We start from the raw sequence: 26818 nt of genomic DNA, 5'->3' as shown, positions 1-26818 counted from the left end.
CACCGTCCTACTGTGCGGCTTCACAGGGAGGGAACAGGCACGCAAGTATTCTTGCAGCGCTTTCGTTTTCGAAGGGCGCGGACTAGACGGATCCCGGGCGTGTTCCTTGATATATCGGTCTGTGACGGGCGACACCTTTCGCTACGATTGAGACATGTCCTTCTTTGACTTTTTCGGCGGGTTCCCGGGGCCGAGCAATGGCCCCCATCCTTATCGTGGCGACGACGATGACGATGACCCTACAATCCTGCATATCCACACCGACGGCGATGACGACGCCCACGATGGTAACAGGCGCCAGAACTTCTCCGCAGGCGATTTCTGGCCGCCCCGCAACGGCAACCCGCGTCTGACGAGACGTGCGAACTACCAGCCCGAAGGCATGTCCAAAGGGACGAAGGTCTTCATCGGTGTAGTGGTGGTCGTGGCGCTGATTCTGGCGTTGCTGTTCGGTCTCGATCATTTTGTCACCGATCTCATGTGGTTCGGCCAGCTTGGATTCCAATCGGTGGTGTGGACTCAGCTGTGGACGAAGGTCGGTCTGTGGGTCGCGTTCGCGGTATTGATGGCTTTGGTGAGCTATTTCGCCGCCACCAGGGCCATTCGCAAGCGTCCGGATTCCGCGGACGGTTCCAAGATTCGCGTCAAGGGCGATGTCATCGAGGTCGGCAAGTCCGTCAGCTCCAAGACGGCCAGGCGCGTGGCGGTCATCATCTCGCTGATCGTCGGGCTTATTTTCGGTGCCCAGTTCAATTCGAACTGGTCCGAGGTTCTGCTGATGTTCCACGCTCAGCGCTTCGGCGTGAGCGACCCGCAATTCGGCATCGACAATGGCTTCTACGTTTTCATTCTTCCCGGTCTCAATCTCATGCTTTCGGCGTTGAGCATGCTGCTCTTCTTCGGACTGCTCTTCTCGGTGGTCACGCATTTCGCCATGGGCGGCATCCGCATCACCATGCCGGTCAACGGGCACGGCATCATGACGATGACCAAGTACGCGCGTCGTCAGATCAGCGTCTGGTTCATCTTGAACATGCTCGCTTGGGCCGCGCGCCAGGTCATCGGCGTCTTCAACACGCTCACCCAAAGCAGTAACCGCTTCACCGGTGCCGATTACACCACGGTGCATGCCAACGTTCCGGTCACCTTCATCCTCGCGGCTCTCACGGCGATTCTCGGGCTCCTGCTGGGTATCTGGCTCATGCGCTCCCATTCCTTCGATGGTCCGGCCTCGCCGAATGTTCGTGTGGTGGCGGCAGTGAAGGCCTGGCGTGTGCCGATGATCGCCGTCGCCGCCGTTGTGGTCGTGGCCATCGTGCTCGGCATGCTCTGGCCGATGCTCCTGCAGCGTTTCAAGGTCAGCCCCAACGAGCAGGAGATGGAGTCCTCCTATATCGCCCGCAACATCAAGGCGACGCAGCAGGCCTACGGTCTCGACAAGGTCAAGGTAGGCGGCTACAACGCCACCACCGAAGGCAAGTCCGGGGCTTTGGCCAACGATCCCGAGACCACGGCGCAGATTCGTCTGCTCGACCCGGAGGTCATCTCGCCGACGTTCAAGCAGCTGCAGCAGTCCAAGCAGTATTATCAGTTCGCCGATTCCCTGGCGGTCGATAAATACGACATCGATGGCAAGAGCCAGGACACCGTCATCGCCGCCCGCGAGCTCAACATCAACGGCAACGACAATCGCAACTGGGTCAATGACCACACCGTCTTCACTCATGGCTACGGCGTCGTCGCCGCTTACGGCAACAAGGTGACCAGCGACGGCAATCCTGAGTTCTTCGAGTCCGGCATCCCCACCCAGGGCAAGCTGACGAAGTCGCAGCACTACCAGCCGCGCATCTACTTCTCGCCGAACTCACCGGAATACTCCATCGTCGGTTCGCCCAAAGGCACCGCGCCGTGGGAGTTCGATTACCCGAAGGGATCCACAGGCGCTTCCAACACATTCAACGGCAATGGCGGTCCGAAGGTCAACAACATGCTGACCCGTCTGCTCTACGCCATCCGTTTCGGCAGCGATCAGATCTTCTTCTCCGACCGTGTCACCTCCGACTCGCAGATTCTTTACGATCGCAGCCCGCGTGACCGCGTGGCCAAGGTCGCCCCGTACCTGACGCTTGACGGACGTGTCTACCCGGCGGTGGTCAATGGCCGGGTGAAATGGATCGTCGACGGCTACACGACCTCGGACGCCTATCCGTATTCGCAGATGACCGATCTCGGCGTCGCCACCCAGGATTCGACCACGATCACTTCCAAGACCGTGCAGGGGCTCAATTCGCAGCCTGCCAACTACATCCGCAACTCGGTGAAGGCCACGGTCGACGCCTATGACGGTTCGGTCGATCTCTATACCTGGGACACGAAGGACCCGATCATCAAGGCCTGGCAGAAGATCTTCCCGGGCCAGTACCATCCGATTTCCGATATCTCGGGAGACCTGATGAGCCATCTGCGCTATCCGGAAAGCCTCTTCAAGGTGCAGCGCCAGTTGCTTTCGAAGTACCATGTCACCAGCCCGGGCCAGTTCTTCTCGGGCGAGGATTTCTGGCAGACCCCGGTCGACCCGACCGAGGCCAAGGACGCCCAGCAACGCGATGTGCTGCAGCCGCCGTACTATCTGACGCTGAAGACTGGTGGCTCCAAGCGGCCGCTGTTCTCATTGACCTCCACCTACATCCCCGCAGGCAGCTCCACGCGTGAGATTCTGACCGGATTCCTTTCCGTCGATTCGGACGCCGGGAACACCAAGGGCAAGATAGGGCCGAATTACGGCACCATACGATTGCAGGAGTTGCCGAAGGACGCTAATGTGCCCGGACCGGGTCAGGCGCAGAACAACTTCAACTCCAACGCGGACGTCTCCAAGGAACTGAACCTCTTGGAAGCCGGATCCACCAAGGTGGTGCGCGGCAATCTCCTGACGTTGCCTCTCGGCGGCGGACTGGTCTATGTCGAGCCCGTCTACGTCAAATCCAGCGGCGCCACCAGCTTCCCGCTCCTGAAGAAGGTCCTGGTGGCCTTCGGCGATCAGGTAGGTTTCGCCGACACCCTGGATGAGGCGCTCGATCAGGTCTTCGGAGGGGACTCCGGCGCATCGGCCGGCGACGCCGAAAACAAGGGCGGTGCCGCAGCCGGTGATTCCTCGTCCGCCAACTCCGAGGCTCAAGGAGGGACGGCTGACAAGTCCAACGGCAAGAACGGTGCCGTCGGTTCCTCCGGTTCTACCGGGGCCGTCACCAACAATCCTGATTTGAAAGATGCCTTGAACAAGGCGGGGCAGGCCATGAAGGATTCCGATGCCGCCATGAAGAAGGGCGACTGGGCGGCCTACGGCAAGGCCCAGCAGGAGCTCAACGACCAGCTGAATCGTGCCCTGCAGCTGGAAGGCCAGCAGCAATAAGCCGGTAGCAGACCGCGCTAACGGCGTTGTGTGGGCAACGGTATTTCAATGCTGTTCGCACAACGCCGTTATCATATTCAGACAGTACAGTCATGAGCAACGAAACAAGGGGAGGCCATGATTCGAGAGGCGTCGGACAGCGATTTGCAGGCGATTACCGACATTTACAACGAGGCTGTCGTCGCCGGCGGTTCGACGGCCGACCTGACCCCGCGCACGCTTGAGCAGCGTCGCGCCTGGGTGGCCAGTCACGAGCCGCGTCATGATTTTCCCGTGGTGGTCTTGGAGGACGAGAACGGGAAGGTAGTCGGTTTCGGCTCTCTGTCGCGTTTTCATCCACGTGCCGGTTATGATGGCGTGGTCGAATTGAGCTATTACATTGCCACTGCCGCGCAGCAAAAGGGGTATGGCACGCAGATGGTGTCCTGGCTGGTCAACAAAGCCAGGCAGCTCGGCAACCGCAAGGCCAACGCGCTGATCTTCGCCAGCAACGCCGGCTCCATCGCGTTGATGAAGCACTTCGGCTTCACCCGCTACGGCTTCCTGCCGCAAGCCTGCTTCGACGGCCACCGCTATCTGGATATGTCCTATTGGTATCTCGATCTGTGATATATCCGATTTGGTTGCTGACCGGAGACGTGTTCGCCGTGAGGTGCAGCCAAGAGTCTGTCGGAATCGGTATGATGGGCAATTGGATAACCGAATTTCGGGGTGTTTTGTCATGCCCGAATCGAGACGGTTTGCGTTGAATAGACCCGATATATGGCTTAATGTCTTAGGAAAGAACGAAGCGAGAGATGGCATCACAATTCTGGTTGATCGCAGGACTGGGCAACCCCGGCAAGAAATACGAAGGCACCCGCCACAACATGGGCTTCATGGTCGCCGATGTGTTGGCGCAGCGTTGGTCGGTGAGTTTGAGCGACCATAAAGGGTTGACCGAGCTGGGCAAGGGTGTGATGAATCTCAACGGCACAAGCCTCAAGTTCTTCCTTGCCAAGCCGTTGACGTATATGAACGATTCCGGTGATGCCGTTTCGTCGATTGCGCAATACTACGACATCGATCCCAGCCGTATCATCGCCATTCACGATGATATGGATCTCGATTTCGGACGGATCAAGGTCAAGGCCGGTGGTTCGGCGGGCGGGCACAACGGCATCCGTTCGATCGACAAGTCGCTCGGAACCAACAAGTATGCACGCGTTCGTATGGGCACCGGCCACGCCGCTCGTGGTCCGCACGCCCATGAGAACACGGTCAATTGGGTGCTTGGCGGGTTCTCCGGGCAGCAACGCAAGGAGCTGCCGGAATTCCTCGCCGATGGCGCCGATGCGGCGGAAACCATCATGTTCTCCGGCCTGGCCGAGGCGCAGGAGCGGTTCAATGGCCGCTGAAGCGAAAGGCCGTTCCGCGAATACACCAAAGCGTATCAACAAAGGCGAAGCAGAAACGTCAACATCTCAATCGGTGAATCAATCGAAACGGAACGCAGAACAAGAAAAAACGCAGGTCAAGGATATGTCCGGTTCGCTTGCCGGTTTTCTGCCGCGTCTTGACGATGATGGGGCGTTCCGTGATTTGCTCGCCGGCGAAATCGAAGCCCCTGATGGTGCGGCGGACCAGGCGCTGACGGTCGGCGCTCCGGAGGGCATCCGACCGGCGCTCGCGGCCGCGCGGGCACAGTACTCTTCCGTGGTGATGGTGGTGTCCTCCAGCCGTGAAGCCGAGGAGACCGTCAACTCGATACGTTCGTGGTATGGGGGAGCTCCCGACGAGGTGAGCCAGCTCGAAGCGTGGGAGACGCTGCCGCACGAACGTCTGTCGCCGCGTGCCGACACCGTGGCCAGCCGCATGGCCGTTTTCCGCAGGCTATGCCACCCGCAGGAGCACAGCGCCATGTTCGGTCCCATCCGAATCCTCGTCATGCCGGTGCGTTCGCTTATCCAACCGGTGGTTGCCGGCCTCGGCGATGTGGAACCGTTGGTGTTCAAGGTCGGACACGAGATTGCGCTGGATGAGGTTTCTGCAAGACTTGTCGAAAACGCCTATACCCGTGTCGATCTGGTCGTTAACCGCGGCGAGTTCGCGGTGCGCGGTGGCATCGTCGACGTCTTCCCGCCGACCCTTCCGCATCCGGTGCGTATCGAGTTTTTCGGCGATGAGATCGACACCATCAAAGAGTTCCATGCCTCCGATCAGCGCACCTACGGTGACGGCGTCGATACCGTCTGGGCCACGCCCTGCCGTGAACTGCAGTTGACCGACAAGGTGCGTGCCCGTGCAAAATCGCTGATCGGCCAAATTCCCAATGCCGACGACATGCTGCAATCCATCGCGGACTCTATTCCGGTGGAAGGCATGGAATCGCTGATTCCAGCGCTGATCGACGATATGCAGCCGGTGGCCACGATGCTGCCAAAAGACGCGGTCATCATGCTTTCCGACCCTGAAAAACTGCGTCGTGCCGCCGCCGACCTCGCCAAAACCGGCAACGAGTTCCTCGCCGCCAGCTGGCATGTGGCTGCGAGCGGTCACGGGGCAGGTGCGCCCATCAGTTTTGACCAAGCGAGTTTCCTTGACTTCGAAGAAACCGTCCGTTCGCTTGAATTCTCCAACCATGATGTCTGGAGGCTTACCAGTTTTGGTGTGGACCAGAACATGGCCGGTCATGTCCAGTTCAGCGCTTCGGTTCCCGAGGAGTATCGCGGCGACGAAAAGCGTGCCACCACTGGCGTCGAAGGCCTGATTGACGACGGTTTCGAAGTGACGATTACCGCTGCTGCGAACGGTACGTTGTCGCGCCTGAAGCGTGCCCTCGGCCAGACCGGGGTGACGCGATTCGACACCGTGCGTTCGCAGGCCATGGACGGTTTCATCGATACCGCCGCCAAGTTCGCCCTCTTGACCGAGCGCGACCTGACCGGCAAGACCAGTGCCGTCGCCCAGCGCAAGACCTCGCGTCGCCGCCACAAGGCCATCGATCTGATGGAGCTCAAGGCCGGCGACTACATCGTCCACGAGCAACACGGCATCGGCCGTTTCGTCGAAATGCGCCAGCGCACCACAGGGATGGGCGCCAACCGTGCCACCCGCGAATATCTGGTCATCGAATACGCACCGTCCAAACGCAACGCGCCGGCCGACAAGCTGTTCATCCCCACCGATCAGCTCGATCAGGTCTCCAAATACATCGGCGCCGACAAGCCCAAGCTCAACAAACTCGGCGGTTCCGACTGGGCGCAGACCAAGGCCAAGGCGCGCAAGCACGTCCATGAAATCGCCGATGACCTGGTCAAGCTCTACTCCGCCCGTCAGCAGGCCAAGGGCTTCGCCTTCAGCCCGGACACCCCGTGGCAGAAGGAGCTGGAGGACGCCTTCCCCTATCAGGAGACGGCCGACCAGCTCACCACCATCGACGAGGTCAAGGCCGACATGGAAAAGCCGGTGCCGATGGACCGCCTCATCTGCGGCGACGTCGGTTTCGGCAAGACCGAGATCGCGGTGCGCGCAGCGTTCAAGGCCGTGCAGGACGGCAAGCAGGTCGCCATTCTGGCCCCGACCACGCTGCTGGTGCAGCAGCATTACGAGACGTTTACGCAACGCTATGAGGGCTTCCCGGTCGACGTCGCCGCGATGAGCCGATTCCAAAGCAAAAAGGAGATCGACGAAACCCTCAAAGACCTTGAGTCCGGCAAAGTCGATGTCGTCATCGGCACCCACAAGCTGTTGAACCCGAAAATCAAGTTCAAGGACCTGGGCCTGCTGATCATCGACGAGGAACAGCGTTTCGGCGTCGAGCACAAGGAGACCCTGAAGGCGCTGCGCACCAATATCGACGTGCTTTCGCTTTCCGCGACCCCGATCCCCAGAACGCTTGAGATGGCCGTCACCGGCATTCGTGAGATGTCGACGTTGGCCACCCCTCCCGAAGACCGTCTGCCCGTGCTCACCTACGTCGGCGCCTACGAGGACGCGCAGGTCACCGCGGCGATTCGTCGTGAGCTCTTGCGCGGCGGACAGGTCTTCTACGTGCACAACCGTGTCAACGACATCGACAAGGTCGCCTCGAAAATCCACGAGCTCATCCCGGAAGCGAAGATCGGCATCGCCCACGGCAAGATGGGGGAGAAGCAGCTCGACAACATCATCCAGGACTTCTGGCATCGTGATATCGACGTACTCGTCTGCACCACGATCATCGAGACGGGACTTGATATCAGCAATGCCAACACGCTGATCGTCGACCACGCCGACCGTTTCGGCTTAAGCCAGCTGCACCAGCTGCGTGGCCGTGTCGGGCGGGGCCGGGAACGCGCCTACGCCTACTTCCTCTACGATCCAAGCAAGCCGATGACCCAGCAGTCGCACGACAGGCTCGCCACCATCGCCCAGAACACGGCGCTCGGAAGCGGCTTCGACGTGGCCATGAAGGACCTCGAACTGCGCGGCACCGGCAATCTGCTCGGCGGCGAGCAGAGCGGGCACATCGAGGGCGTCGGTTTCGACCTCTACGTGCGCATGGTCTCCGACGCCGTCGAAAAATACAAGGAACCTGAGCGCAAAGAATCCGTCGCCGTCACCATCGATCTGCCGATTGAAGCTTCGATTCCGGTCGACTACATCGATTCTGACAAGTTGCGTCTCGAGGCCTACCGCAAGCTGGCCAGTGCGCGCACCGAGGAAGACCTTACCGAGCTTCGTGAAGAACTGACCGATCGCTACGGAGCACTGCCAGAAGAATTCGACACCCTCTTCGATGTCGCCAGGCTTCGTAGAAAAGCCCGTGAGCTCGGCATTTCCGAAATCGTCACACAGGGCAATCGCGTCCGTGTTGCCAAGATCGACCCGCCCGAGTCGCTGCAGATGCGTATTTCCCGCATCTACAAGGGCTCGCAGTATCGTCCGGTCACCCATACGCTCCTGATTCCCGCGCCATTCGGCGGTTCGCTTGGCGGCAAGCCGATGAGCAGCCCCGAGGTGATGGGCTGGGCTGACCAGCTGCTCGAAGATCTGGCGTGGCGTGGAGGCTCGCGTTAGGTAGAGCAGGACAACCGGCATCGGCACAATCAAACGGATGGCCGATGCTAGTGATCAACGGCTTTGAAGCGTTGCGGCATCCCGAGATGGAGGCCGGCGATCTGAAGGTACCAAGCATGCCGGGAACCGTTGCCGGTCGATAGCCGCTGCCGCCGAGTGGACCTTTTGTTGTTGTTCACGAAGGCGGTTTGATGATCCGCACCTTAGTTGGCAGATCTTGCCTCCTGCGTTCCGCTGTCTTTGCCATATAACGTCCCGCGTAGCCGATCTTCGATTTGTGTGTGGTTTTGGGGGCGTCCCTCGTCGTCCAGATTATTGCGGTCGATGTGGATGTCGTCGGAAATCTCTCCGTCGCAGAGCACCAGCACGCGGTCGGACAGGCGCGTGGCCTCAGCGATGTCATGGGTGACCATCAAGACTCCCCATTGATGCCTGGCGCATAACGAGGCCAACAGGTTCTGCATGTCAAAACGTGTGAGCGAATCAAGGGCGCCGAATGGCTCGTCGAGCAGCAGAAGCTTGGGATCACGTACCAAAGCCCTGGCCAACGAGGCCCGTTGCGCCTGTCCACCGGAAAGGGACGAGGGCCAGGAATCGGTGTGGTCGGCAAGCTGCACCTGCGCCAGGGCTTTCTGTGCGATATTTCTCCGGTCGCTCTTCGAGCCCGGCAACCCCAATGTCACGTTGTCCCACAATCTCATCCACGGCACCAACCTGGCGTCTTGAAAGGCGAGCGCGAACGATTGTGTGGCCTCCATCGTTCCGGTGAGCGGCGTAAGAAGTCCCGCTACAATGCGCAGCAGCGTAGATTTGCCGCATCCTGAGCGGCCGATCAGCGAGACGAATTCGCCTGTATTCACCGTGGCGTTGATATCGCGGAGGATTGGTTTATCGGCAAAGCAGAGACCGATATGTCGCAGACAGAGCAGGGGACGATCGTCGGATTGTCTTGAAAGCCGTGGCGGCATATTCGCCCTCATTTCGTGCAGTCGATGATATGGGAGTCGATGTCCGGTTTGGTCTTGATGAAACCGAAATCGACATATTGCTGTGCGATGTCGTCAACCATCTTCTTGCCTTTGGCGTCCACCGGCAGGATCTTCGGTATATCGAATTTTCTCACCTGCTTGATGATGGTGTCGGAGGCTCCGAATTGCTTGTAGGTCTGATAGATGAACTCGGGATCTTTTTGGGCCTTGTCGGATTCCTTGACCAACGCCTGATAGAGTTTCTTGACGATTTGCGGGTGCGTGTCGGCGAATTTCTTCGATACCATATGCACGCTCACATTCTTGGAATCATAGTGTTGTCCATTGGTGATGAGGCGGGCACCGGGGGTGGCCATCGCTGTGGCGAGGTTCTGGTCGTAGGTGGCCAAGGCGTCGATTTTTCCGGATGTGAACGCGGCGGCGAAATCCGTCTGGCTCAGCTCGACTTCGGTGACTTTTTTCGGATCGAGCCCGGCATGGCGGAACGCGGCGTTGACGACGTAATCGCCGGTGGCGCCTTTCTTGTCGATGCCGATGCGTTTGCCGTAGAGCTCTTTGAGTGTGGTGACCTTTGAATTCGGCGCGGCGACGATGCCTTGGGAATCCCCGTCATAGTATTCGATGGCGAAGGCGACCCACGGCTGCTTCTGGTCGATGAAATCGATGAAGGCTCCCAGCCCGGTGCTGGCGGCGTCGGCCTTGCCTGCCAAGACGGCTTTGTATGAGGTGTCCGGCGGGTTGAACGGTCCCATGAACTTGGCTGTGTAAGGCTTCATCGTTTCGGCCACGAATGACTCGCTGTGTATCGTGGTCAGGTAGTTCGCCGTCGAAAGGTAGGCGACGCGAACGGTGTCTTCGGGTTTCGACGTGCCCGATGTCCCTGAAGGGGCGCCGCAGGCGGCCAACGCCACGACGGCCGCTAGCGTACAGGTCGCCGCGCATAGACGACGTATCGCGGAATGATGTTTGCTCAACGACGATGAGATGAGATGGTTTGTCATAATCTTCCTTCTTCAATGTTGTCTGTTGTGTAAGTCGAATTTGCCTGGTGGCTTGAGATGGGGAAGTTGCCGCACTTTGATAAGAAATGATTCCGACAGGGCAGCGACTCGGCTCAGTGCTTACGCATCCATGGGGTCAGCGCGTGTTGCAGCATGCCGACGATGGCCTCGCTTGAAAGGCCGAAGATGGCGTAGAGCACGATGCACAGCACCATCTGATCGGTACGTGAGAACTGCTGGGCGCGTGAGAGAATGTAGCCGATGCCGACCGACGAATTGACCGTCTCGCAGGTGACTAGCGCGATCCAGGCCACGGTGATGGCGAAGCGCAGGCCGGTCATGAAGCTCGGCAGGGCTCCCCGGAAAAGAATTCTGCGCAGCACCAACGGTCTGGGCAATCGATATGCCTGGGCCAGTTCGATGAGCTTGGGGTCAAGGTTACGGATACCGTCGCGCACATTGACATAGATCAGACCGAACACCCCAATGGCGATCAGCGCGATCTTCATGGATTCATCGATGCCCAGCATGATGATGAGCACTGGTGAAAGCGCTGGAAACGGTATGGCGCGCAGCATGTGCACCGGTTTGTCGACAAGGTCGAAGCCGATGGCTGACGCGCCTGCGATGACGGCGATGGGCACGGCCAGGACGATGCCCAGCACCAGACCCAAAAGCACGCGGGCCAGACTGATGCCGATCGAGGGGAAGAGCAAGCCTTCGGCGTTCAGATCGCCGCATGCCTTGATAACCTCGATAGGCGAGGGCAGAGGCCGAGAATCAGCTGGAGACAAGGTGGCGAAAAACCACCAGAGACATAAAGCGAGCGTGGAAAGCCAGGGGCCGGTCATCCGCAGCAGTCTCATGCCTTCCCGTGGCAGCAGGTTCGCGCCTGCACCCCGTTTGGAGGGCATGGTTTCAGCGTCATCGAGGATGCCGACGATATGCCGCATGCCCGATGATGTCGACGATGCTGATGATGAAGTTGCCGAATGGCTTTTCGGACGCACAGCAACGTTGTGCATCGGACATCCCTTCGATAGCATTACCTACATCAGGTTCGATGGGTATGATCTCAGCCCGGCCGGTTCGCTTTTGCGCTGTCGCGCGCCAGTATTTTTCAGACATTCGGCTTGGGCACCCCATGTCAAAAAGCATTAGAACTCCCGAGCTGGACATCGAGACGCGAATCGTTCAAGACTTGGGTAAACGAAAAGCTCGTTAGCGACCCGGCAGATATGGAGAATTTGTCCGCACGCTATATGTGAGCGCTCACATAAAAAAGCCGATTTCGCTGGTTTACGTCCATCAAAGACATTAATCTTGGAACTGTTAACGTAAGTCCAGCTTTAAAGGAGTAATTGTGGCAGCAATCGAAAGCGTATATGCCAGCGAGATTCTCGATTCCCGTGGAAACCCGACCGTCAAGGTCACCCTCGACACCGTTGATGGCGCCGAAGGCATCGGCCTGGTTCCCTCCGGCGCTTCGACCGGCGAGGCCGAGGCCTGGGAGCGCCGCGACGGCGACAAGTCCCGCTATCAGGGCAAGGGTGTCCTCGACGCGGTGAAGGCCGTCAACGAGGTCATCGCCCCCAAGGTCATCGGTATGGACGCCACCGACCAGCGTGCCCTCGACGACACCATGATCGAGCTCGACGGCACCCCCAACAAGGGCAAGCTCGGCGCCAACGCCATCCTCGGCGTCTCGCTCGCGGCCCTCTATGCCGCCGCGGAATCCGCCGAACTGCCGCTCTACCGCTACATCGGCGGCACCAACGGCCACATCCTGCCGGTTCCGAACATGAACATCATGAACGGTGGTGCACACGCCGATTTCGCCACCGACATCCAGGAATACATGATCTCCCCCTACGGCTTCGATTCCTATAAGGAAGCCCTGCGCGCCGGCGTTGAGGTCTATCACACCCTGAAGTCCATCCTGAAGAAGGATGGCCATGAGACCGGTCTGGGCGACGAGGGCGGCTTCGCTCCGAAGATGAAGACCAACGAGGATTCCCTGAAGTACATCATGCAGGCCATCGAGGCCGCCGGCTACAAGCCGGGCGAGCAGATCGGCCTGTGCCTCGACGTGGCGTCCTCCGAGTTCTACAACAAGGACACCAACACCTATCACTTCGACGGCGCCGACCGCGATGCCGACTACATGCTGAACTACTACAAGGAGCTCGTCTCCAAGTATCCGCTGGTCTCCATCGAGGATCCGTTCGCCGAGGAAGATTGGCCTGCATGGCAGAAGATCACCGCTGAGATGGGCGACAAGCTCCAGTTCGTCGGCGACGACCTGCTGGTGACCAACCCGAAGCGTCTGCAGAAGGGCATCGACCTGCATGCCGCGAATTCCCTGCTGGTCAAGCTCAACCAGATCGGCACCGTCACCGAGACGCTCGACGCCATCGAGCTCGCCACGGCCAACGGCTTCACCTCCATGGTCTCCCACCGTTCCGGCGAGACCCCGGACACCACCATCGCCGACCTCGCCGTCGCCAAGAACACCCGTCAGATCAAGACCGGTGCTCCTGCCCGTGGCGAGCGTATCGCGAAGTACAACCGCCTGCTCGAGATCGAGGAGGAGCTTGGCTCCACCGCCGAGTACGCCGGCTATTCCGCGTTCAAGGCTTGCAAGAAGTACATGAAGTAACTTCAAGCTGAAGTTCCGGCCACGGTGCTTTGTTGCGCTGTGAGCGTTGCCCGTCGCATTGACTCTGCTGAGTCGAATGTGACGGGTATTTTATGTCTTATGGGCATTACGAATGAGAAAAGCAAGGTGGAGCGCGGCAAGAAGCAGAGCCGCCGCCGCGGTTCAGGCCCGGTTGCGTTCTTCGTCGCTTTTTTCATTGTCGTTCTTGGTGCCATCCAATTGGCGGCGACTTTTCACAGTTATGCTTTGAATCTTGCGGAGCTCAACGGGCTTAAGCGGCAGGAAGCCGCTTTGGTCGTCAAAAAACAGAATCTTGAAAATGACATCTCGCGTTGGAACGACAATGCCTATGTCACCGCCCAGGCGCGGGAGAGGCTGGGCTTCGTCTTCCCGGGAGAACAGGCCATCCATGTCGAGCATCCTGAAGCGGTCACCGGTGTGAAACCGAAATCCGAGAGTGCCGAGCAGAACGATGCCGATTCGGACAAACCCACTTTGCCTTGGTATCGGGAACTGGCCTACGGCTTCAAAAAAGCCGATGAGCCGTTGAAAAAAGCCAAAACCGATGAGGTCACCACTCCCAAAGCCGTTGGCGGGAAAGCCGTTACCGTCCCGAATTCAGGGAATAAGAGCAAATCAACGGATAATAAAACGGATAATAAGAATGTCACGAATTCGCAGAACCAAAAGGGCCAGAAGGCCGACGGCGGCAACGCACATGGCGGAAAATCCGGTGCCAAGGCAAGTGGGCAATAGGCGAGTGACAACTATCAGCGATTCGGCTTATGGCAGGCGTGTGGGTTTCGATTTCTGGGGCGTTCATGCTGGCGATGTTGGATTTGACTGATCGACGATACATTGAATAAACAACGATAAACAAGAGCGACTCATCGACTCACAGAAAATAAGGAACAGCGTGCAAGAACAGCAATCCCAATCCACACAATCAGTAAACCCGAACGCACGGGAAGCGCAGCGGCGATCTTCTGCCGATTCCAATAATTCGCCGTCTTCCAGCAGAATTGATGAAAGCGGCCTGAAGGCACAGGCCAAGGCATTGGTGGACCGCGTGATGGCCAGCAAACCCAGCGATGATGACGTGGCTTTGGTCAACAAACAACTGGGACGTTTCCCGCGTGGCATGGTCGCCGTCGGCGCGCGTTGTGTGTGCGGCAGGCCGCTGGCGGTGGTGACGCGCCCTGTGCTGCCCGATGGGACTCCGTTCCCCACCACCTGCTACCTGACCAGTCCGGAGGCCACCAAGGCCGTCTCCCGGGTCGAGGCGGACGGTTCGATGCGGCATTATACCGATCTGGTCCAGCACGACGAGACGATCCGCGGGCAATACGAGCAGGCACATCGGCTTTATCTCGCCTTCCGTCACGAGCTCGCGACCCGTCTTGGCGACAGCGAGGAGCATATCGCCGGCACGAGCGCGGGAGGGATGCCTGTGCGCGTGAAATGCCTGCACGCGCTCGTGGCGCAGACGCTGGTGATGGGTGAGGGGGCCAACCCCGTCGGCGACATGGTGATGAAACGCATCGCCGACGAGTTCGCCCCGAACGTCTGCCGTTGCACCACACAGCTGGATTGAGGCGGCCTGGGCTCGTTGCTGCCAGGCGTGTCGCGGTATGGATGCGGGTGTTCGAGCGCGGCCGCAATGGCGGCAATGTTGCGGTGGACGGATAATGTCGAAGATGGCAAAACAAACGAGACAAAAACGGATGGTGTTGCATGAAAGACGAAAACAAGGATTTTGTGACCGTTGCCGGAATTGATTGCGGCACCAATTCCATCCGTCTCAAGGTCTCCAAGGTGTTCGCCGATGGCAGTGTGGAGGATATCGTGCCGCGCATGCTGCAGGTCATCAGGCTTGGCCAGGATGTCGACAAGACCCACCGTTTCGCTTCGGACGCCCTTGCGCGCGCGTATGCCGCTGCCAAGGATTTTGCGCAGGTGCTGAAGGAACATCCGGTGGATGGATTGCGTTTCGTCGCCACCTCAGCCACCAGAGACGCCGAGAACCGCAAGGATTTCGAGGACGGCATCGAATCGATCCTGGGTGTACGCCCCGAGGTGATTGCCGGTACGGAGGAAGCCGCGCTGAGTTTTTTGGGAGCCACCGGAAGCGTGCCGCGCAAAGGGCTGGAAGCCCCCTATCTGGTAGTCGATCTGGGGGGAGGATCCACCGAGATGGTGATGGGCGGCGACGGAAAATCCGCGCCGGCGACAAGCGTGCAGTCCGCGTTTTCGATGAACATCGGTTCGGTCCGCATGACCGAACGCCATTTGCGCTCTGATCCGCCGACCCAAGACGAGATTGCCGAGGCCAGCGAGGACATCGACCGGCATATCGATGAGGCATTCGGGCATGTGCCGGCGGGATCGACCCGCACCATCATCGGCGTCTCCGGAACGGTGACCACGATGACCGCGCTGGTACTGGGCCTCAAGGCTTACGATCATCGTGCCGTCGACGGCGTACGCGTATCGTATAAGGACATTTTCGAAGTCGACGATCGCTTCCTCAACATGACCCGCGCCGAACGCGCGACCTACAAGACGATCCATCCCGGCCGCATCGACGTGGTCGGCGGGGGAGCGCTGGTCTGGAACCGTATCCTCACACGCGTCTCGCAGGCCGCGCAACGCGACCACGGCGCGCCGATCGATTCTTTCGTCTCCAGCGACCACGGCCTCTTGGACGGCATCGTGCTCGATTACGGGGCAAAGCTGCTGAAAAACTAATTTCGTGGCGTCAGTAATCGTCTCAACGACGGGTGTTGTGGCAGTAGGTCTGCTTTTAACATGCTGGCCGAATTCAGCAACGTAGATGAGATTGCGCATGACTGACAGTGATTGGCCTTCTCGTGCTGGCCGAATTCGAAGTACATGGTTGAGCGTTGCACCAGGTGCGGTTGATGAAGTCATGCACTCAATTGGCTGCGAAATGAACTCAAGATGAATTCATGGAAGTCTGCGAGTGCTGCTTGAGTTTTTTGAAAATGCCGGAATTGCAATATTTTCAGTGATGAAAGCAAAGTACCCCCGGTGGGACTCGAACCCACAAGCCAATGGCGGCTGATTTTAAGTCAGCTGCGTCTACCAATTCCGCCACGGGGGCACGTCGGCATCGAACCGACAAACCATCATTATGCCATGCCCGCCCTACCTTGTGGTGTTGCAAGGGGATTTTGCATGGGTCTGCTGTCGTAATCGGCGGTTCATTTGCCTACGCCTTGATGCTCATTGCCATGATGACGGTGCCGTACGTCGTGGCTGTCCTGTTCGTCAGGCCCGAGCTGATGGCAGTTCGTGAATGGCAGGCAGAGTGGTCCTGTGACGGGCTGGGGCGGACCGCGCGCTCATCACGGTAACGTGGAAACATTTGGGCGAAACGCATTGAGTGCCCGTCGTGTTTTGGCGGGTTTGCGTCTGGAACTCGCCGTTCGAGCATGTGTGCTTTTGCCTTTTCTGTGCCAATTAATGGTTGCGCGATTGTCAAGGATTTGAGGCAGAGTCGGGGTTTCTGATTTATTTTTGTGACAAAAGTCATATGCTTTATCTATAAATAATAATTATTATCATAATATAATAATGTTTGATGGATTGTCGAACCTTGATTGTTCGAAGGGATGTCAAGGATGCAACTGCCGAGTTTCCTCTGCTTTGCATGATGCGGTGGGATTGGGTGCGTCCATTGCAATGAGCGAGCAGCATCTTTTCGTGATGCTGGGTATTGAAGGGTTACGACGGCAACGATAAGGAGTGGTGTGTGATGGCTGATATCGACCCGAAGGATGTGTTTTCTCTGGGTGCTCTTGTCAAGGACGTGGCTACGGGCGGTGACGATGTTGCCGTTTGTTTTCCGGGTCACGGAAGCCAGTCGTTGGATATGTTCGATGGCTTCCTCCTGCGTTCACCGGCCGCAAAACGTCTTGTCGAGCAGGCGGACGAGATCTATGCGCAACGTTACGGACAAGCGCTTACACGGGTAATAAGTGAGGGCACGGCCGCGACGTTGATGATGCCGCAGGTCATGCAGCCGGCTATCGTGACGGCTTCGGTGGCCATGTTCGAGGCCATTCTTGAGCATTCTGTTCCGGTGGGCCTGCTGATGGGGCATAGCCTCGGCGAATACAGCGCGTTGATTGCTTCCGGAGCGGTGTCGTTTGCCGATGGGCTATCCGCGGTTTTGGATCGTGCCGAATGCATCGCCTCGATTCCTGTAGACATGCGTGGAGCGATGGCGGCGGTGAAAATCGACTCGTCTGAAACGGAATCGATGGTTCGCTCCGAGGTGGCGCAATTGGCTTGTCGTGGGCCGATCGTCATCGCCATTGTCAACTCCGATGCCCAGATGGTCGTTTCGGGCAGCGCCGCGCTGGTCGATCGGGCGCTTCAGGATTTGAAGGCATGCGGGGTCAAGGCGACGAAGTTGGCGATACCTGTCGGGTTCCATAGCCAGGTATTGTCGCCGGTGGTGTCCGATTTGCATGCTCGGCTTCAACGCTACGAATGGAAGACGCCCAGGATTCCCGTCGTGTCCACGATTACGGGTTCGCTATTGGGCGAGCGCGAAGTGGCGGCGTTGCCAGAGCTGTTGGCCGCTCAGCTCGTCACTCCCTTTGATTTCCGGGACTGCGTAGCGGCTTGTGAACGTCGCGGAATTCGCGTTTTCATCGACGCCGGTCCGAAAGGCATCGTCGGCAGGCTTGTTGGCGATTGTCTTCAAAACGGTCACGGCGGTGTGGTCCGGTTGGACTACGGTGCGGCACGTGCCGATCTGACCGAAGATCGTCTTGATGGATTGCGATGGCTGTGTGGCGGGAATGCCGCGGGTCAGAATACCGCCGACCGCGATGCCGAGCATGATGAGGCGGCAGTCGGCCAACAGGTGAAAGCTCCGACGGGTAAGGAAGCGGATAGGCCTGCCGGTATATCCGAAGACTCGCTGGAATCGCTTCTGGTGGATGTTTTCTGTGAGGTGACGGGTTATCCTCGTGACGTTCTCGATCCGGATATGGATCTGGAGGGTGATCTTGGCATCGATTCGGTCAAGCAGATGGAGGCGTTGGGCAAGGTCGCCGACCGGCTTGGTTTGGATTCGCAGGACGTCGACCTTTCCGAGGTGCATACCCTGCGCCAGCTGGAGGCAGAGCTTCGCAACATCACCAAATCCCCTTCGGCGAATGATTCCGGCAACGACCAGGCCGGCACGGTGGGCCAGAAGACGAATGCCGTTGACGGCAGTGAGGTTCGCGCTCAATCCGATTCGCTTCGGCGGCATGATCCCGTCTCGCAGCCTGAGGGTGTTCCGCAGCCCGGTTCTCCGGCTCCGGCCAAATCCGAAAATGCCGTCGACGGCGCCGGGCTTGAAAACCTTCTGGTGGATGTTTTCTGTGAGGTGACGGGTTATCCTCGTGACGTTCTCGATCCGGATATGGATCTGGAGGGTGATCTTGGCATCGATTCGGTCAAGCAGATGGAGGCGTTGGGCAAGGTCGCCGACCGGCTTGGTTTGGATTCGCAGGACGTCGACCTTTCCGAGGTGCATACCCTGCGCCAGCTGGAGGCAGAGCTTCGCAACATCACGGGCCAGTCTGCCGCAAGCGAGGAAGACAAGGGCGCTGCCGAGTCGCAGGCGGACCCGATAAATCAGACGGATGCGATGGGCCCGGCAGACCAAGCGGGCGCAACGGACCCAGCAAACGATGCTGGAAGCGACGCCGGCAAGGATTTCGGACGCTATGTGCCTCAACTGGTCGTCAGCCATATCGACGGCAACGAGAGAACCGACGATTTCGGCGACGCCGGTTGCCTGATCGTCTCCAGCGGCGACGCGACTCTCGACTCGCGAATCGCCGAAGCCCTCAACCCTTTTGTCGCGCAGATCAAAACCATCACGCTTGATGCGCAGAACCCCGAAAGCGACATAACCATCCCGCATTTCGAGTCTCCGCTACGCGTCGTTGTCGATGGCCATGCCTTGCTTGACCGTTTCAACGGTGCCGATATCGCACAGGATGAATGGCAGCGGCATGTCGAGCAAGCCTACGTTTCCGTTTTCTCTTTAAGCAAGGCGCTGCTCGCCGCGGTTGAGAGCGCGGCGTTGCCGTTCGCATGGATTTCGTTGACGAATGCAGGTGGGATCTCCGGTATCGGATGCAAGGGGACCGGGAACCCGCTTGGGGCGCTTGACACCGGTTTCTATAAGAGCCTGTGCCGCGAATACGAGAATCTGACCATCAAAACCATCGATCTGGACGATTGTGACGCTGCCGCCGACATCGTGGCGGATGAGCTGCGCCATTTCAGTGCGCGCAACGATACCGAAATCGGCTATGTGGACGGTGTGCGGCAGGTTGTCCGCGTCATCCCGCTTGAGGTCAAGCAGGAACATAGCGTGCGTCAGAAGCTCAAAGCCGGAACCGTGGCCCTGTTTTCCGGAGGTTCCCGCGGCATTGCCCTTGAATGCGCGAAGGCGTTGGCCGATGAACAGCCGGATATCGAGGTAGTGGTCACCGGCAGGTCTGACATTCATGACCCCTCGGCGCAACGCTGGCTTGCGATGGATGACGAATCGTGGGCGGCCGAGAAGCCTGATTTCATCCGTCAGCTGCATAGGCGCTCGCCGCAATCAAGCGCTGCCAAGCTCGCCGACGAATACGAGCGCATCGGCCATATCCGCGTGCTGAACAGGAACATGAACGATGCCATCGGTTCCAGAAAGAATCTTCATTATTACCCGTGCGATGTGGCCGATGGCGAATCGGTGCGTTCCCTGGTCGTTCAAGTGCAAAGGGAACTGGGGCCGATTTCGCTTCTCGTCCACGCGGCGGGTCTGGAATCGTTCGGCCGGCTTGCGTCCAAAAGCCTCGCGCGGACGCTCGATTGTCTCAAAGTCAAGGTAGGAGGTTTCCGGAACCTCTATATGGCCACGTTGGATGACGAGAGCCTCACCGCTTTCGTGTCGTTCGGTTCGGTCTCTGGACGCTTCGGCATGGACGGGCAAGTCGATTACACCGCCGGCGCCGCTCTGCTCTCCACATTGTCGTATTACCTTTCGATGGGTGCTTCGGGCATGCGCCCTGATGTATCCTTCACGACCCTGGAATGGTCGGCCTGGTCCGGTGTCGGCATGGCCGCGGATCCCAAGGTGCTGGCCGTGCAAAGCAAGGACCGTCGAATGTCCTATCTTCCTGTGGCGACGGGTACGCGCGTCTTCCTCGACGAGCTTGCTGTAGGGCTGGCCGACCCCGAAGTGCTTGTTTTGGGAGATCTCGGCTCCAACAAGCCATTGGGCCAGCTGGATGCTTTGGACGAGCATCGCAGACTTGTCTCGGTGGTGGACGCTGACGGTTATGTGATCGACAAGCCCCACTTCCCCCTGATCGACCGATTCGAACAGAAGGATCAGGACACTGTCGTGGCCCATAGAGACCTGAGATACGATCGTGACCTGTACTTGCCTGACCATCGCGTCAAGTCCATGACCACCTTCCCGGGCCTGCTGCATATGGAGACGCAGGTCGAGGCCGCTGCGTACCTGGTCGACCCGCATCGATACGGGGTCGAACTTGACAGCGTGACCTTCGATCGGTTCCTGAAATGCAGGGACAACGACGAAGTCCCGGTTTCGGTTTCGGCACACCGGCAAGGCTCGCAGATCGAAACGAAGCTCTATTCGACCTTCAAAACCCCCGATGGCAGAGTGCTCATTCCCAAGCGTTTCCATTCCGGTGCCAAGCTGCATATCGTGGGCGATCCGTTCGTCTCCTATCAGGCGGACTGGTCATACAAAGAGCTGATGAAGGAAGGCGTCGCATTCGACCTCGACCGTTATTACGCCAGTACGGCGCATTTCATCAGTTTCGGGCCCACCTTCCGTTACGTGCGACAGGCCAGGCTGGTCAACGATCGTTGCATGGTAGGCCAATTCGTGGTTTCGGCTATACCGGGGCTTTTCAGTGACGTGCGCAACCCCAGGTTCCTGTGCTGTCCGCTGCTGATCGACAACGTCGGACGGATGGCGTTGATGCGCGAATTCCAGCTCTTCGGACGCCATATCGTCCCTACACGGATCCAAGGGGGCCGCCAATATCGTTGCCCTGCGGCGCGTGAGGTCTGTTACGGCAAGGTAACCGTTTTAGGCGAGAACGAGCACACCGTGGACACCAATATGGAGATTGTCGACGAGGCCGGTTTCGTGCTTTGCCAGGCCGACCGCGTCACGCTCACCAAACTCGGACCTTCCGAGGCCGAGCACGACATATTGCAACGCTTGTGAAAGACGGAATGAGGAAGTCGAACATGTCGAAGAAGAGTTTTGAACCGATAGCCATCGTCGGAACGGGATGCGTTCTGCCGCCATCATCGTTTTCGCCCGAGGAGTTCTGGCATGCCGTCACCCATGGGGTCTCCGGAATCGCCCACGCGCCCAGCGACAGATGGAATAATGCATTGCAGTATTTGGACGCCGACCGCAGCGCCGAAGACAAGACCTACTGCGGGGTAGGCGGATTCGTCATCGATTATCACGGGCCCCGGGGCCATGCACCCGGCGGCAAACCGTGGTCGTCGTACAGGTTGAACAGAACCCAGCAGTTCATTGTGGACACGGCCGAACAGGCGTTCGCGCAGGCGGGCGTACAAGACCCGGACAGGCGTCGGTGCAGGCTGTTGCTGGGCAATATGCTTGGCGATGAGGCGTTTGACGACGACGAGCTTGTCGACGTCATCCACGAACTGCTTGCTTTGCACGGTGGCGAGCAGCAGGCCGACCGGCGTGCTCAGGCCGAAAAGGCCATCGATCGTTACGTGATGGAAGGCAAGGTGCGCGCGGATGCGAACACATCGACCGACCTCGCCCGGCTCCCCTCCCGGCTCATGGGCATGGACGACCACCCGGTGCTGGTCGACGGCGCCTGCGCTTCCGGCCTGCTGATGGTCGATCTGGCGGCGCGTTATCTTCACCGATATCCGGATCGGATGATCATGGCCGTGGGCGCGATGTCGAATATGTCGGTGACCGGCAATGTCACTTTCGCCAAAGTCGGCGGCCTGTCCGACCAGGCGCCGAAGCCTTTGGACGCGCATGCCAGCGGACTGGTGCCCGCCGAAGGCTCTTCGACCGTGCTCTTGTGCACGCCGGGATATGCGTATCGCAAGGGGTACAGGATTCTGGCGCTGGTCACCGGCGCGTTCTCCACCAGCGACGGGCGCGGCAAGGCCATCTATGCGCCCAAGCCGGAAGGGCAGTTCCGTGCCATGTCTTCGGCGCTTGCCACGTCCGGTGTGGACGTGGAACACATCGACTACATCGAGACCCATGCCACCGGCACGCCTGCCGGCGACACCTCCGAGCTTTCGGCGATTGCGGAGCTGGTGGGTCACCGGCGCCGTGGGCCGATGCCGGTGGGGTCGGTCAAGAACCTGATCGGCCACGGATTCCCGGTGGCCGGCATGTCGAATCTCCTGGTGGTCCTCGAATCCATGAAACACGCCACCCTCCCTGCAATCACCGGGGTGGACACGCCCAATCAGGTCATCGTCGAGCATCCCGAGTCCCTGATGATTCATACCGAGCCCGCACCATGGGCACAATCCGACCGCGGCCCGCGCAGGGCATTGATCAATGCCTTCGGTTTCGGCGGCATCAACTCGTCGATTGTCGTGGAACAATATGACGGTTCCGACCTCACCGGCATCGCCGAAGTCAGGCAACCCGAGGGCGCCGACACCTCCTATCTGGTGGTCCAATCGGTTTCGCACAGCTCATGCCGACGTCCGGACGGGCTGCTGGACGATCCGATGAAGGACGTGGATTGGCGCGTCTTCCGTATGCCTCCCGTTTTGGTCTCCCATATGGACGTGGCCCAGCGCCTGGCCATCCTCGCGGCCAAGGACATCATGGAGGATGTGCGAAAGAATCCGGAGGACACCGTCGGGGCGCTGTTCGGGCAGCCATCGGGCCTGGCCGTCGGGGTCCGCAGGGAATTGCGCATACGTCTGGTCGAAGTGGATGCCGCCATTGACGCCTCGTCGATGAGTGCCGAGGGCAAAGAGGATATGAAACGCTGGATCACCCGGCAGGTCAAAGGACGCATCGAAAAGACCAGCGAGGCCTCGTTGCCCGGTTATATGGACAATATCATTTCTGGCCGGGTGGCCAATATGTTCGATCTCACCGGGCCGAACTACATCGTCGACGCAGGAACGGATTCCTTCGGCACTACGCTTGAACTGGCGGAATTGCAGCTTTCCAGCCATGAGGCGGATGCGATGCTCGTCGGCTCGTCGTTCGCCAACCCCAGCAAGGTCGTCAATCAGGATGCGGCTGCACTCGGATCATGCGACATCGCCCTGGTCCGGACATTGGATTGGGGCAAGGCGCATCCCGATTCGGTCAAGGCGATCATCCGCATCGACCAATCGCAGGAACCTGTGAGAGATCTGGAGGTTCTCAAAGCGCGGACGCTGCTGGACATCGTGCAGTCTCAAGACTGGCCATCCCGGAGCTTCCGTGCGGCAGGTGCGAGCATCGACATACTGGATCCGAAGGATCTGGACAAGATCGGTGTTGAGTCCGCGGTGAAGAACGTTGGTGCCGAACCGGCATACACTCAGCCGGTAAGTACCGAATCCTCGACAACAACCGGACTGTCGTGGCTCGGTGTCGGCGGCAGCAGCATCGCCGATTGCCTCTCGCGATTGGGGGATACGCCCATGGTTTCGGCGCCTGGAACGGTGAGGGTCATGATCCCCTTCGACTCCGTGCCGCAGAAGAACGAGAAGAGGGCTGCGCTTGTGCATCTGCTGAAGTGAAGCGAAAACCTGCTGACGGATTGTACTATGCCGGAACCGTTGTCATTGCGGCGATGAGGTGGCCTATATGTCTCCATTGCCCGGTGCAATGAAAATCATCAATACTGGCATGGAACATTCTGTTTGGTTCCAAGCGGATGGACACGCGTCTGCAATCGACGATCTTTTTCGTCGCGTCATAGGCTTTGAAAACCGCTTCTTTGGCGCAGAAACAAGCCTTGGTCTCCAACGGGGTGAGGTTCTTGTTCGATTCCCGTTGCGCTTGCGGGAACACGGCGTTGAAAGCCGGCTCGGGCAACGGGTCGTCTTCTTCGACGTCCACGCCGAGGGCGGCATGCCTGCAGATGAAATCCACTGCTGCCACCGTCAGCGACGGGCAGTGGGAGAGCGAGCCGGCAATGCCGTTCGGCCATATCGGCCTGCCGTCGAGGCTGCGCAGAACCGGTCCGTCACAGTGAATCCTGAGCAATGCCAGATGCGCGCACTCGCGGCCTGTCAGGAATTCCTTGCGGCGCTTGGCGGTGGCGTGGCGGATCAGCGCCCGTTCCTCGTCTCTGACATGGTCCTGTCCTGTGGCTTCGATAGAGGTCGCCACCACGCAACCTTGCGAGAACAGCGGAGCGAACAAAGCATTCGTGTCCTGCTCTGAAAGATTATTGCCCATCCCTTTATCATATCGTGCCGTTTGAGAACCTGTGGACGGCAGGCAGGTGGATGCAGGAGTGCCGATTCGAGCAAGGGGACCAAGGCAATCAATCGACGGTTTCTGCCGGACAGGGAGTGGGCGTTGGCCATATCGCTTATCATGGAACCATGTTCTCTATTCTCGACATGTTCAAAATCGGCGTGGGACCGAGTTCGTCACATACCGTCGGCCCGATGATCGCCGCCTCCAATTTCGTCGCCTCGCTTGACGAACGTGACTTGTTGGGCCGTGTCTGCCGGGTCAAGACCACGCTCTACGGTTCGCTTTCGATGACCGGCCTCGGCCACGGCACCGACAGGGCTGCGGTGGCAGGACTGGAAGGCGATGTGCCGGCCACGGTCGATACCGATCATCTGTTGAACATCAAGGAAGAATGCGAGAACACCGGAAAGCTGAATCTTGGCGGCAAGCACAAGATCGGGTTCGATTACGGCAATGACGTCGTATTCGAACGCTGGAAGATGCTGGCTGCACACCCCAACGGCATGCGCTTTCAGGCGTTTGACAAAACGGCAAAGGAAATCGACAACCAGGTCTGGTACTCCATTGGAGGCGGATTCGTAAGAGAAGGACATGCCGATGACCTGATGATCGGCATCCACGAGAAAGCGCCGAAGGGCAGCACGTTCGCCGAGGAAGCGAGTGTCGACAGCAGCAACGACTTTCCGCCCGAGGCCCCGTATCCCTTCTCCAGCGCCAACGAGTTGCTAGAGATATGCAGGCGCGAAGGCAAAAGCATCTCCGAAATCGTATGGGCCAACGAGACGGCCACCCGTTCGCCGCAGGTTGTCAGCGACGCTCTGCTCAACGTCTGGCACCACATGGACGACTGTGTCAAAAACGGCTGCATGTCGACGCAGAAGACGTTGCCCGGAGGCCTTGATGTACCGCGACGGGCACCTAAGATCTACCGCGAGCTTTCCGGCAACGCCGATATCCTCTCGCGCAATGCGCGACGGCCGGCCGCCGCGCTGGAGACCTCGGAATGCACCTGGGTCGATCTCTTCGCGCTCGCGGTCAACGAGGAAAACGCCGGCGGCGGCCGTATCGTCACCGCACCGACCAACGGGTCGGCAGGCATCATCCCGGCAGTGCTTGAATACTATTGGCATTTCGCGGGAACGGCTGACGAGGAGGGCGTCATCCGCTTCCTTCTGGCTGCGGGGGCGGTCGGTTATCTCTTCAAGCGCAACGCCTCCATTTCCGGCGCCGAAGTGGGGTGCCAGGGTGAAGTCGGTTCCGCCGCCTCGATGGCCGCAGCGGGGCTCTGCGAGGTCATGCAGGGCACGCCGCGGCAGGTCGAGAACGCGGCTGAAGTAGCCATGGAACACCATTTGGGCCTGACCTGCGACCCGGTGGCCGGACTCGTGCAGATTCCCTGCATCGAACGCAACGCGATGGCGGCGAACACCGCCATCAACGCGGTGCGCATGGCGCTTCTCGGCAACGGGCGGCACATGGTCAGCCTCGACCAGGTCATCAAGACCATGAAGGACACCGGTGCCGACATGATATCGAAGTACAAGGAGACCTCGGAAGGCGGTCTGGCCGTCAACGTCGTGGAATGCTGAAAAGCCCGGCATGCCGATTGCGCGGAGAGCGGACGGTTCTCTCTCGTAGGTTCTGTGCACTTTCGAAACGATGATGCGCATCGGGGTGCATCAGTGCTAACCTAATGAAAATGTAAACTACAAGGAGGCCTACGTATGGCTACGAATATGCCCGAGGTGAATGCCGAATTCGGCGCGACGCCGGTTATCAAGTTCCCCGATACCCCGGCTCCAGCGGGACTCAAAGCAGTCGAACTGATCGAGGGCAACGGCCCGATGGTTCGTTCAGGCGACAATGTCACGGTGAATTACCATGGGGTCGTCTGGGGTAAAGACGAGCCGTTCGACTCGAGTTTCGATCGTCACCAGCCGGCGACTTTCGGCATCGGGGTCGGTCAGGTCATCAAAGGCTGGGATCGCACGGTTCCGGGCCACAATGTGGGCTCACGTCTGGTGGTCTCGATTCCGCCGGAATACGGCTATGGCAGGCAAGGCATGCCGCAGGCCGGGATAGGTGGCGATGACACGCTGGTGTTCGTCATCGACATCATTTCCACGCGCTGAAGCCCAAGGAAATCCAATACGATTGGCCGGCTGCAGTGCCGGTCATATTTGTTCTCTATCGCCTGGGGCA

At 59.1% G+C, this 26818-nt stretch carries 16 protein-coding genes, 1 tRNA gene and 1 riboswitch; of the genes, 12 read left to right on the top strand and 5 right to left on the bottom strand.

The features are described from left to right. Positions 1-154 precede the first annotated feature (154 nt). From OZX64_RS05895 to mfd, 4 genes are all read left to right on the top strand, one after another. Positions 155-3412 carry a UPF0182 family protein gene (locus OZX64_RS05895; protein WP_277172006.1) on the top strand — a complete coding sequence of 1086 codons (3258 nt, stop codon included), beginning with the start codon at positions 155-157 and terminating at the stop codon, positions 3410-3412. Positions 3413-3529: 117 nt separating this feature from the next. Next, positions 3530-4021, top strand: coding sequence for a GNAT family N-acetyltransferase (locus OZX64_RS05890; RefSeq protein WP_277172005.1), 492 nt, complete (start codon positions 3530-3532; stop codon positions 4019-4021). 188 nt (positions 4022-4209) lie between these two features. Beyond that, positions 4210-4809 carry an aminoacyl-tRNA hydrolase gene (pth, locus tag OZX64_RS05885; RefSeq protein ID WP_277172003.1) on the top strand — a complete coding sequence of 200 codons (600 nt, stop codon included), beginning with the start codon at positions 4210-4212 and terminating at the stop codon, positions 4807-4809. Between the two features lie 124 nt (positions 4810-4933). Then, positions 4934-8452 carry a transcription-repair coupling factor gene (gene mfd, locus OZX64_RS05880; protein ID WP_277174996.1) on the top strand — a complete coding sequence of 1173 codons (3519 nt, stop codon included), beginning with the start codon at positions 4934-4936 and terminating at the stop codon, positions 8450-8452. 203 nt (positions 8453-8655) lie between these two features. On the opposite strand, the gene OZX64_RS05875 is transcribed toward mfd, so the two are convergent. From OZX64_RS05875 to OZX64_RS05865, 3 genes are all read right to left on the bottom strand, one after another. Then, positions 8656-9420, bottom strand: coding sequence for an ABC transporter ATP-binding protein (locus OZX64_RS05875; RefSeq protein ID WP_277174995.1), 765 nt, complete (start codon positions 9418-9420; stop codon positions 8656-8658). Between the two features lie 8 nt (positions 9421-9428). Beyond that, complete coding sequence (locus tag OZX64_RS05870) at positions 9429-10442, bottom strand: NrtA/SsuA/CpmA family ABC transporter substrate-binding protein (protein ID WP_277172001.1); 1014 nt, start codon at positions 10440-10442, stop codon at positions 9429-9431. A 113-nt stretch (positions 10443-10555) separates the two neighbouring features. Beyond that, positions 10556-11308: an ABC transporter permease gene (locus tag OZX64_RS05865; protein ID WP_277174994.1), complete on the bottom strand. Its 753-nt coding sequence runs from the start codon at positions 11306-11308 to the stop codon at positions 10556-10558. Positions 11309-11456: 148 nt separating this feature from the next. Next, positions 11457-11597: riboswitch (TPP riboswitch) on the bottom strand. Positions 11598-11805: 208 nt separating this feature from the next. Here OZX64_RS05865 and eno point away from each other — a divergent pair. The 4 genes from eno to OZX64_RS05845 all read left to right on the top strand — a co-directional run bounded on the left by eno (position 11806) and on the right by OZX64_RS05845 (position 15849). Continuing rightward, positions 11806-13101, top strand: a complete 1296-nt coding sequence (eno, locus tag OZX64_RS05860) for a phosphopyruvate hydratase (RefSeq protein ID WP_277157153.1) — start codon at positions 11806-11808, stop codon at positions 13099-13101. A 99-nt stretch (positions 13102-13200) separates the two neighbouring features. Beyond that, positions 13201-13857 (top strand): septum formation initiator family protein, encoded by a 657-nt coding sequence (locus OZX64_RS05855; protein WP_277172000.1) that lies wholly within the window; start codon positions 13201-13203, stop codon positions 13855-13857. A 316-nt stretch (positions 13858-14173) separates the two neighbouring features. Further along, the gene (locus tag OZX64_RS05850; protein WP_277174993.1) at positions 14174-14695 is read left to right on the top strand and encodes a DUF501 domain-containing protein; all 522 of its coding nucleotides are present in this window, start codon (positions 14174-14176) and stop codon (positions 14693-14695) included. Positions 14696-14835: 140 nt separating this feature from the next. Further along, positions 14836-15849: a Ppx/GppA family phosphatase gene (locus OZX64_RS05845; protein WP_277171998.1), complete on the top strand. Its 1014-nt coding sequence runs from the start codon at positions 14836-14838 to the stop codon at positions 15847-15849. A gap of 295 nt (positions 15850-16144) precedes the next feature. On the opposite strand, the gene OZX64_RS05840 is transcribed toward OZX64_RS05845, so the two are convergent. After that, positions 16145-16225, bottom strand: a tRNA-Leu gene (locus OZX64_RS05840). Positions 16226-16879: 654 nt separating this feature from the next. On the opposite strand from OZX64_RS05840, the gene OZX64_RS05835 reads away from it, so the two are divergent. Both OZX64_RS05835 and OZX64_RS05830 read left to right on the top strand, forming a co-directional pair. After that, positions 16880-21391 (top strand): SDR family NAD(P)-dependent oxidoreductase, encoded by a 4512-nt coding sequence (locus tag OZX64_RS05835; protein WP_277171996.1) that lies wholly within the window; start codon positions 16880-16882, stop codon positions 21389-21391. Between the two features lie 23 nt (positions 21392-21414). Next, positions 21415-23928, top strand: coding sequence for a beta-ketoacyl synthase N-terminal-like domain-containing protein (locus OZX64_RS05830; RefSeq protein ID WP_277171994.1), 2514 nt, complete (start codon positions 21415-21417; stop codon positions 23926-23928). Positions 23929-23953: 25 nt separating this feature from the next. Here the strand turns inward: OZX64_RS05830 and OZX64_RS05825 are convergent, their stop codons facing one another. Next, the gene (locus tag OZX64_RS05825) at positions 23954-24592 is read right to left on the bottom strand and encodes a 4'-phosphopantetheinyl transferase superfamily protein (RefSeq protein WP_277171992.1); all 639 of its coding nucleotides are present in this window, start codon (positions 24590-24592) and stop codon (positions 23954-23956) included. A gap of 149 nt (positions 24593-24741) precedes the next feature. Between OZX64_RS05825 and OZX64_RS05820 the strand changes: the two genes are divergently transcribed. Continuing rightward, a complete protein-coding gene (locus OZX64_RS05820) occupies positions 24742-26205 on the top strand; it encodes an L-serine ammonia-lyase (protein WP_277171990.1) in 1464 nt (487 codons plus the stop codon). A 135-nt stretch (positions 26206-26340) separates the two neighbouring features. Beyond that, the gene (locus tag OZX64_RS05815; RefSeq protein ID WP_277157158.1) at positions 26341-26748 is read left to right on the top strand and encodes an FKBP-type peptidyl-prolyl cis-trans isomerase; all 408 of its coding nucleotides are present in this window, start codon (positions 26341-26343) and stop codon (positions 26746-26748) included. Positions 26749-26818: the final 70 nt, after the last annotated feature.

Origin of the sequence: Bifidobacterium sp. ESL0704 (assembly GCF_029392075.1) — a bacterium.
Taxonomy (GTDB): Bacteria; Actinomycetota; Actinomycetes; order Actinomycetales; family Bifidobacteriaceae; genus Bifidobacterium.
This window is presented reverse-complemented; position numbering and strand designations above follow the sequence as displayed.

What these genes read in the sequence shown, in the direction of transcription:
- pth (WP_277172003.1), top strand. Translation starts at nt 4,210, where the DNA reads ATGGCATCACAATTCTGGTTGATCGCAGGACTGGGCAACCCCGGCAAG.
- mfd (WP_277174996.1), top strand. Translation starts at nt 4,934, where the DNA reads ATGTCCGGTTCGCTTGCCGGTTTTCTGCCGCGTCTTGACGATGATGGG.
- OZX64_RS05875 (WP_277174995.1), bottom strand. Translation starts at nt 9,420, where the DNA reads ATGCCGCCACGGCTTTCAAGACAATCCGACGATCGTCCCCTGCTCTGT.
- OZX64_RS05865 (WP_277174994.1), bottom strand. Translation starts at nt 11,308, where the DNA reads ATGAGACTGCTGCGGATGACCGGCCCCTGGCTTTCCACGCTCGCTTTA.
- OZX64_RS05825 (WP_277171992.1), bottom strand. Translation starts at nt 24,592, where the DNA reads ATGGGCAATAATCTTTCAGAGCAGGACACGAATGCTTTGTTCGCTCCG.
- OZX64_RS05895 (WP_277172006.1), top strand. Translation starts at nt 155, where the DNA reads ATGTCCTTCTTTGACTTTTTCGGCGGGTTCCCGGGGCCGAGCAATGGC.
- OZX64_RS05815 (WP_277157158.1), top strand. Translation starts at nt 26,341, where the DNA reads ATGGCTACGAATATGCCCGAGGTGAATGCCGAATTCGGCGCGACGCCG.
- OZX64_RS05870 (WP_277172001.1), bottom strand. Translation starts at nt 10,442, where the DNA reads ATGACAAACCATCTCATCTCATCGTCGTTGAGCAAACATCATTCCGCG.
- OZX64_RS05890 (WP_277172005.1), top strand. Translation starts at nt 3,530, where the DNA reads ATGATTCGAGAGGCGTCGGACAGCGATTTGCAGGCGATTACCGACATT.
- OZX64_RS05820 (WP_277171990.1), top strand. Translation starts at nt 24,742, where the DNA reads ATGTTCTCTATTCTCGACATGTTCAAAATCGGCGTGGGACCGAGTTCG.
- OZX64_RS05830 (WP_277171994.1), top strand. Translation starts at nt 21,415, where the DNA reads ATGTCGAAGAAGAGTTTTGAACCGATAGCCATCGTCGGAACGGGATGC.
- OZX64_RS05835 (WP_277171996.1), top strand. Translation starts at nt 16,880, where the DNA reads ATGGCTGATATCGACCCGAAGGATGTGTTTTCTCTGGGTGCTCTTGTC.
- OZX64_RS05845 (WP_277171998.1), top strand. Translation starts at nt 14,836, where the DNA reads ATGAAAGACGAAAACAAGGATTTTGTGACCGTTGCCGGAATTGATTGC.
- OZX64_RS05850 (WP_277174993.1), top strand. Translation starts at nt 14,174, where the DNA reads ATGGCCAGCAAACCCAGCGATGATGACGTGGCTTTGGTCAACAAACAA.
- OZX64_RS05855 (WP_277172000.1), top strand. Translation starts at nt 13,201, where the DNA reads ATGGGCATTACGAATGAGAAAAGCAAGGTGGAGCGCGGCAAGAAGCAG.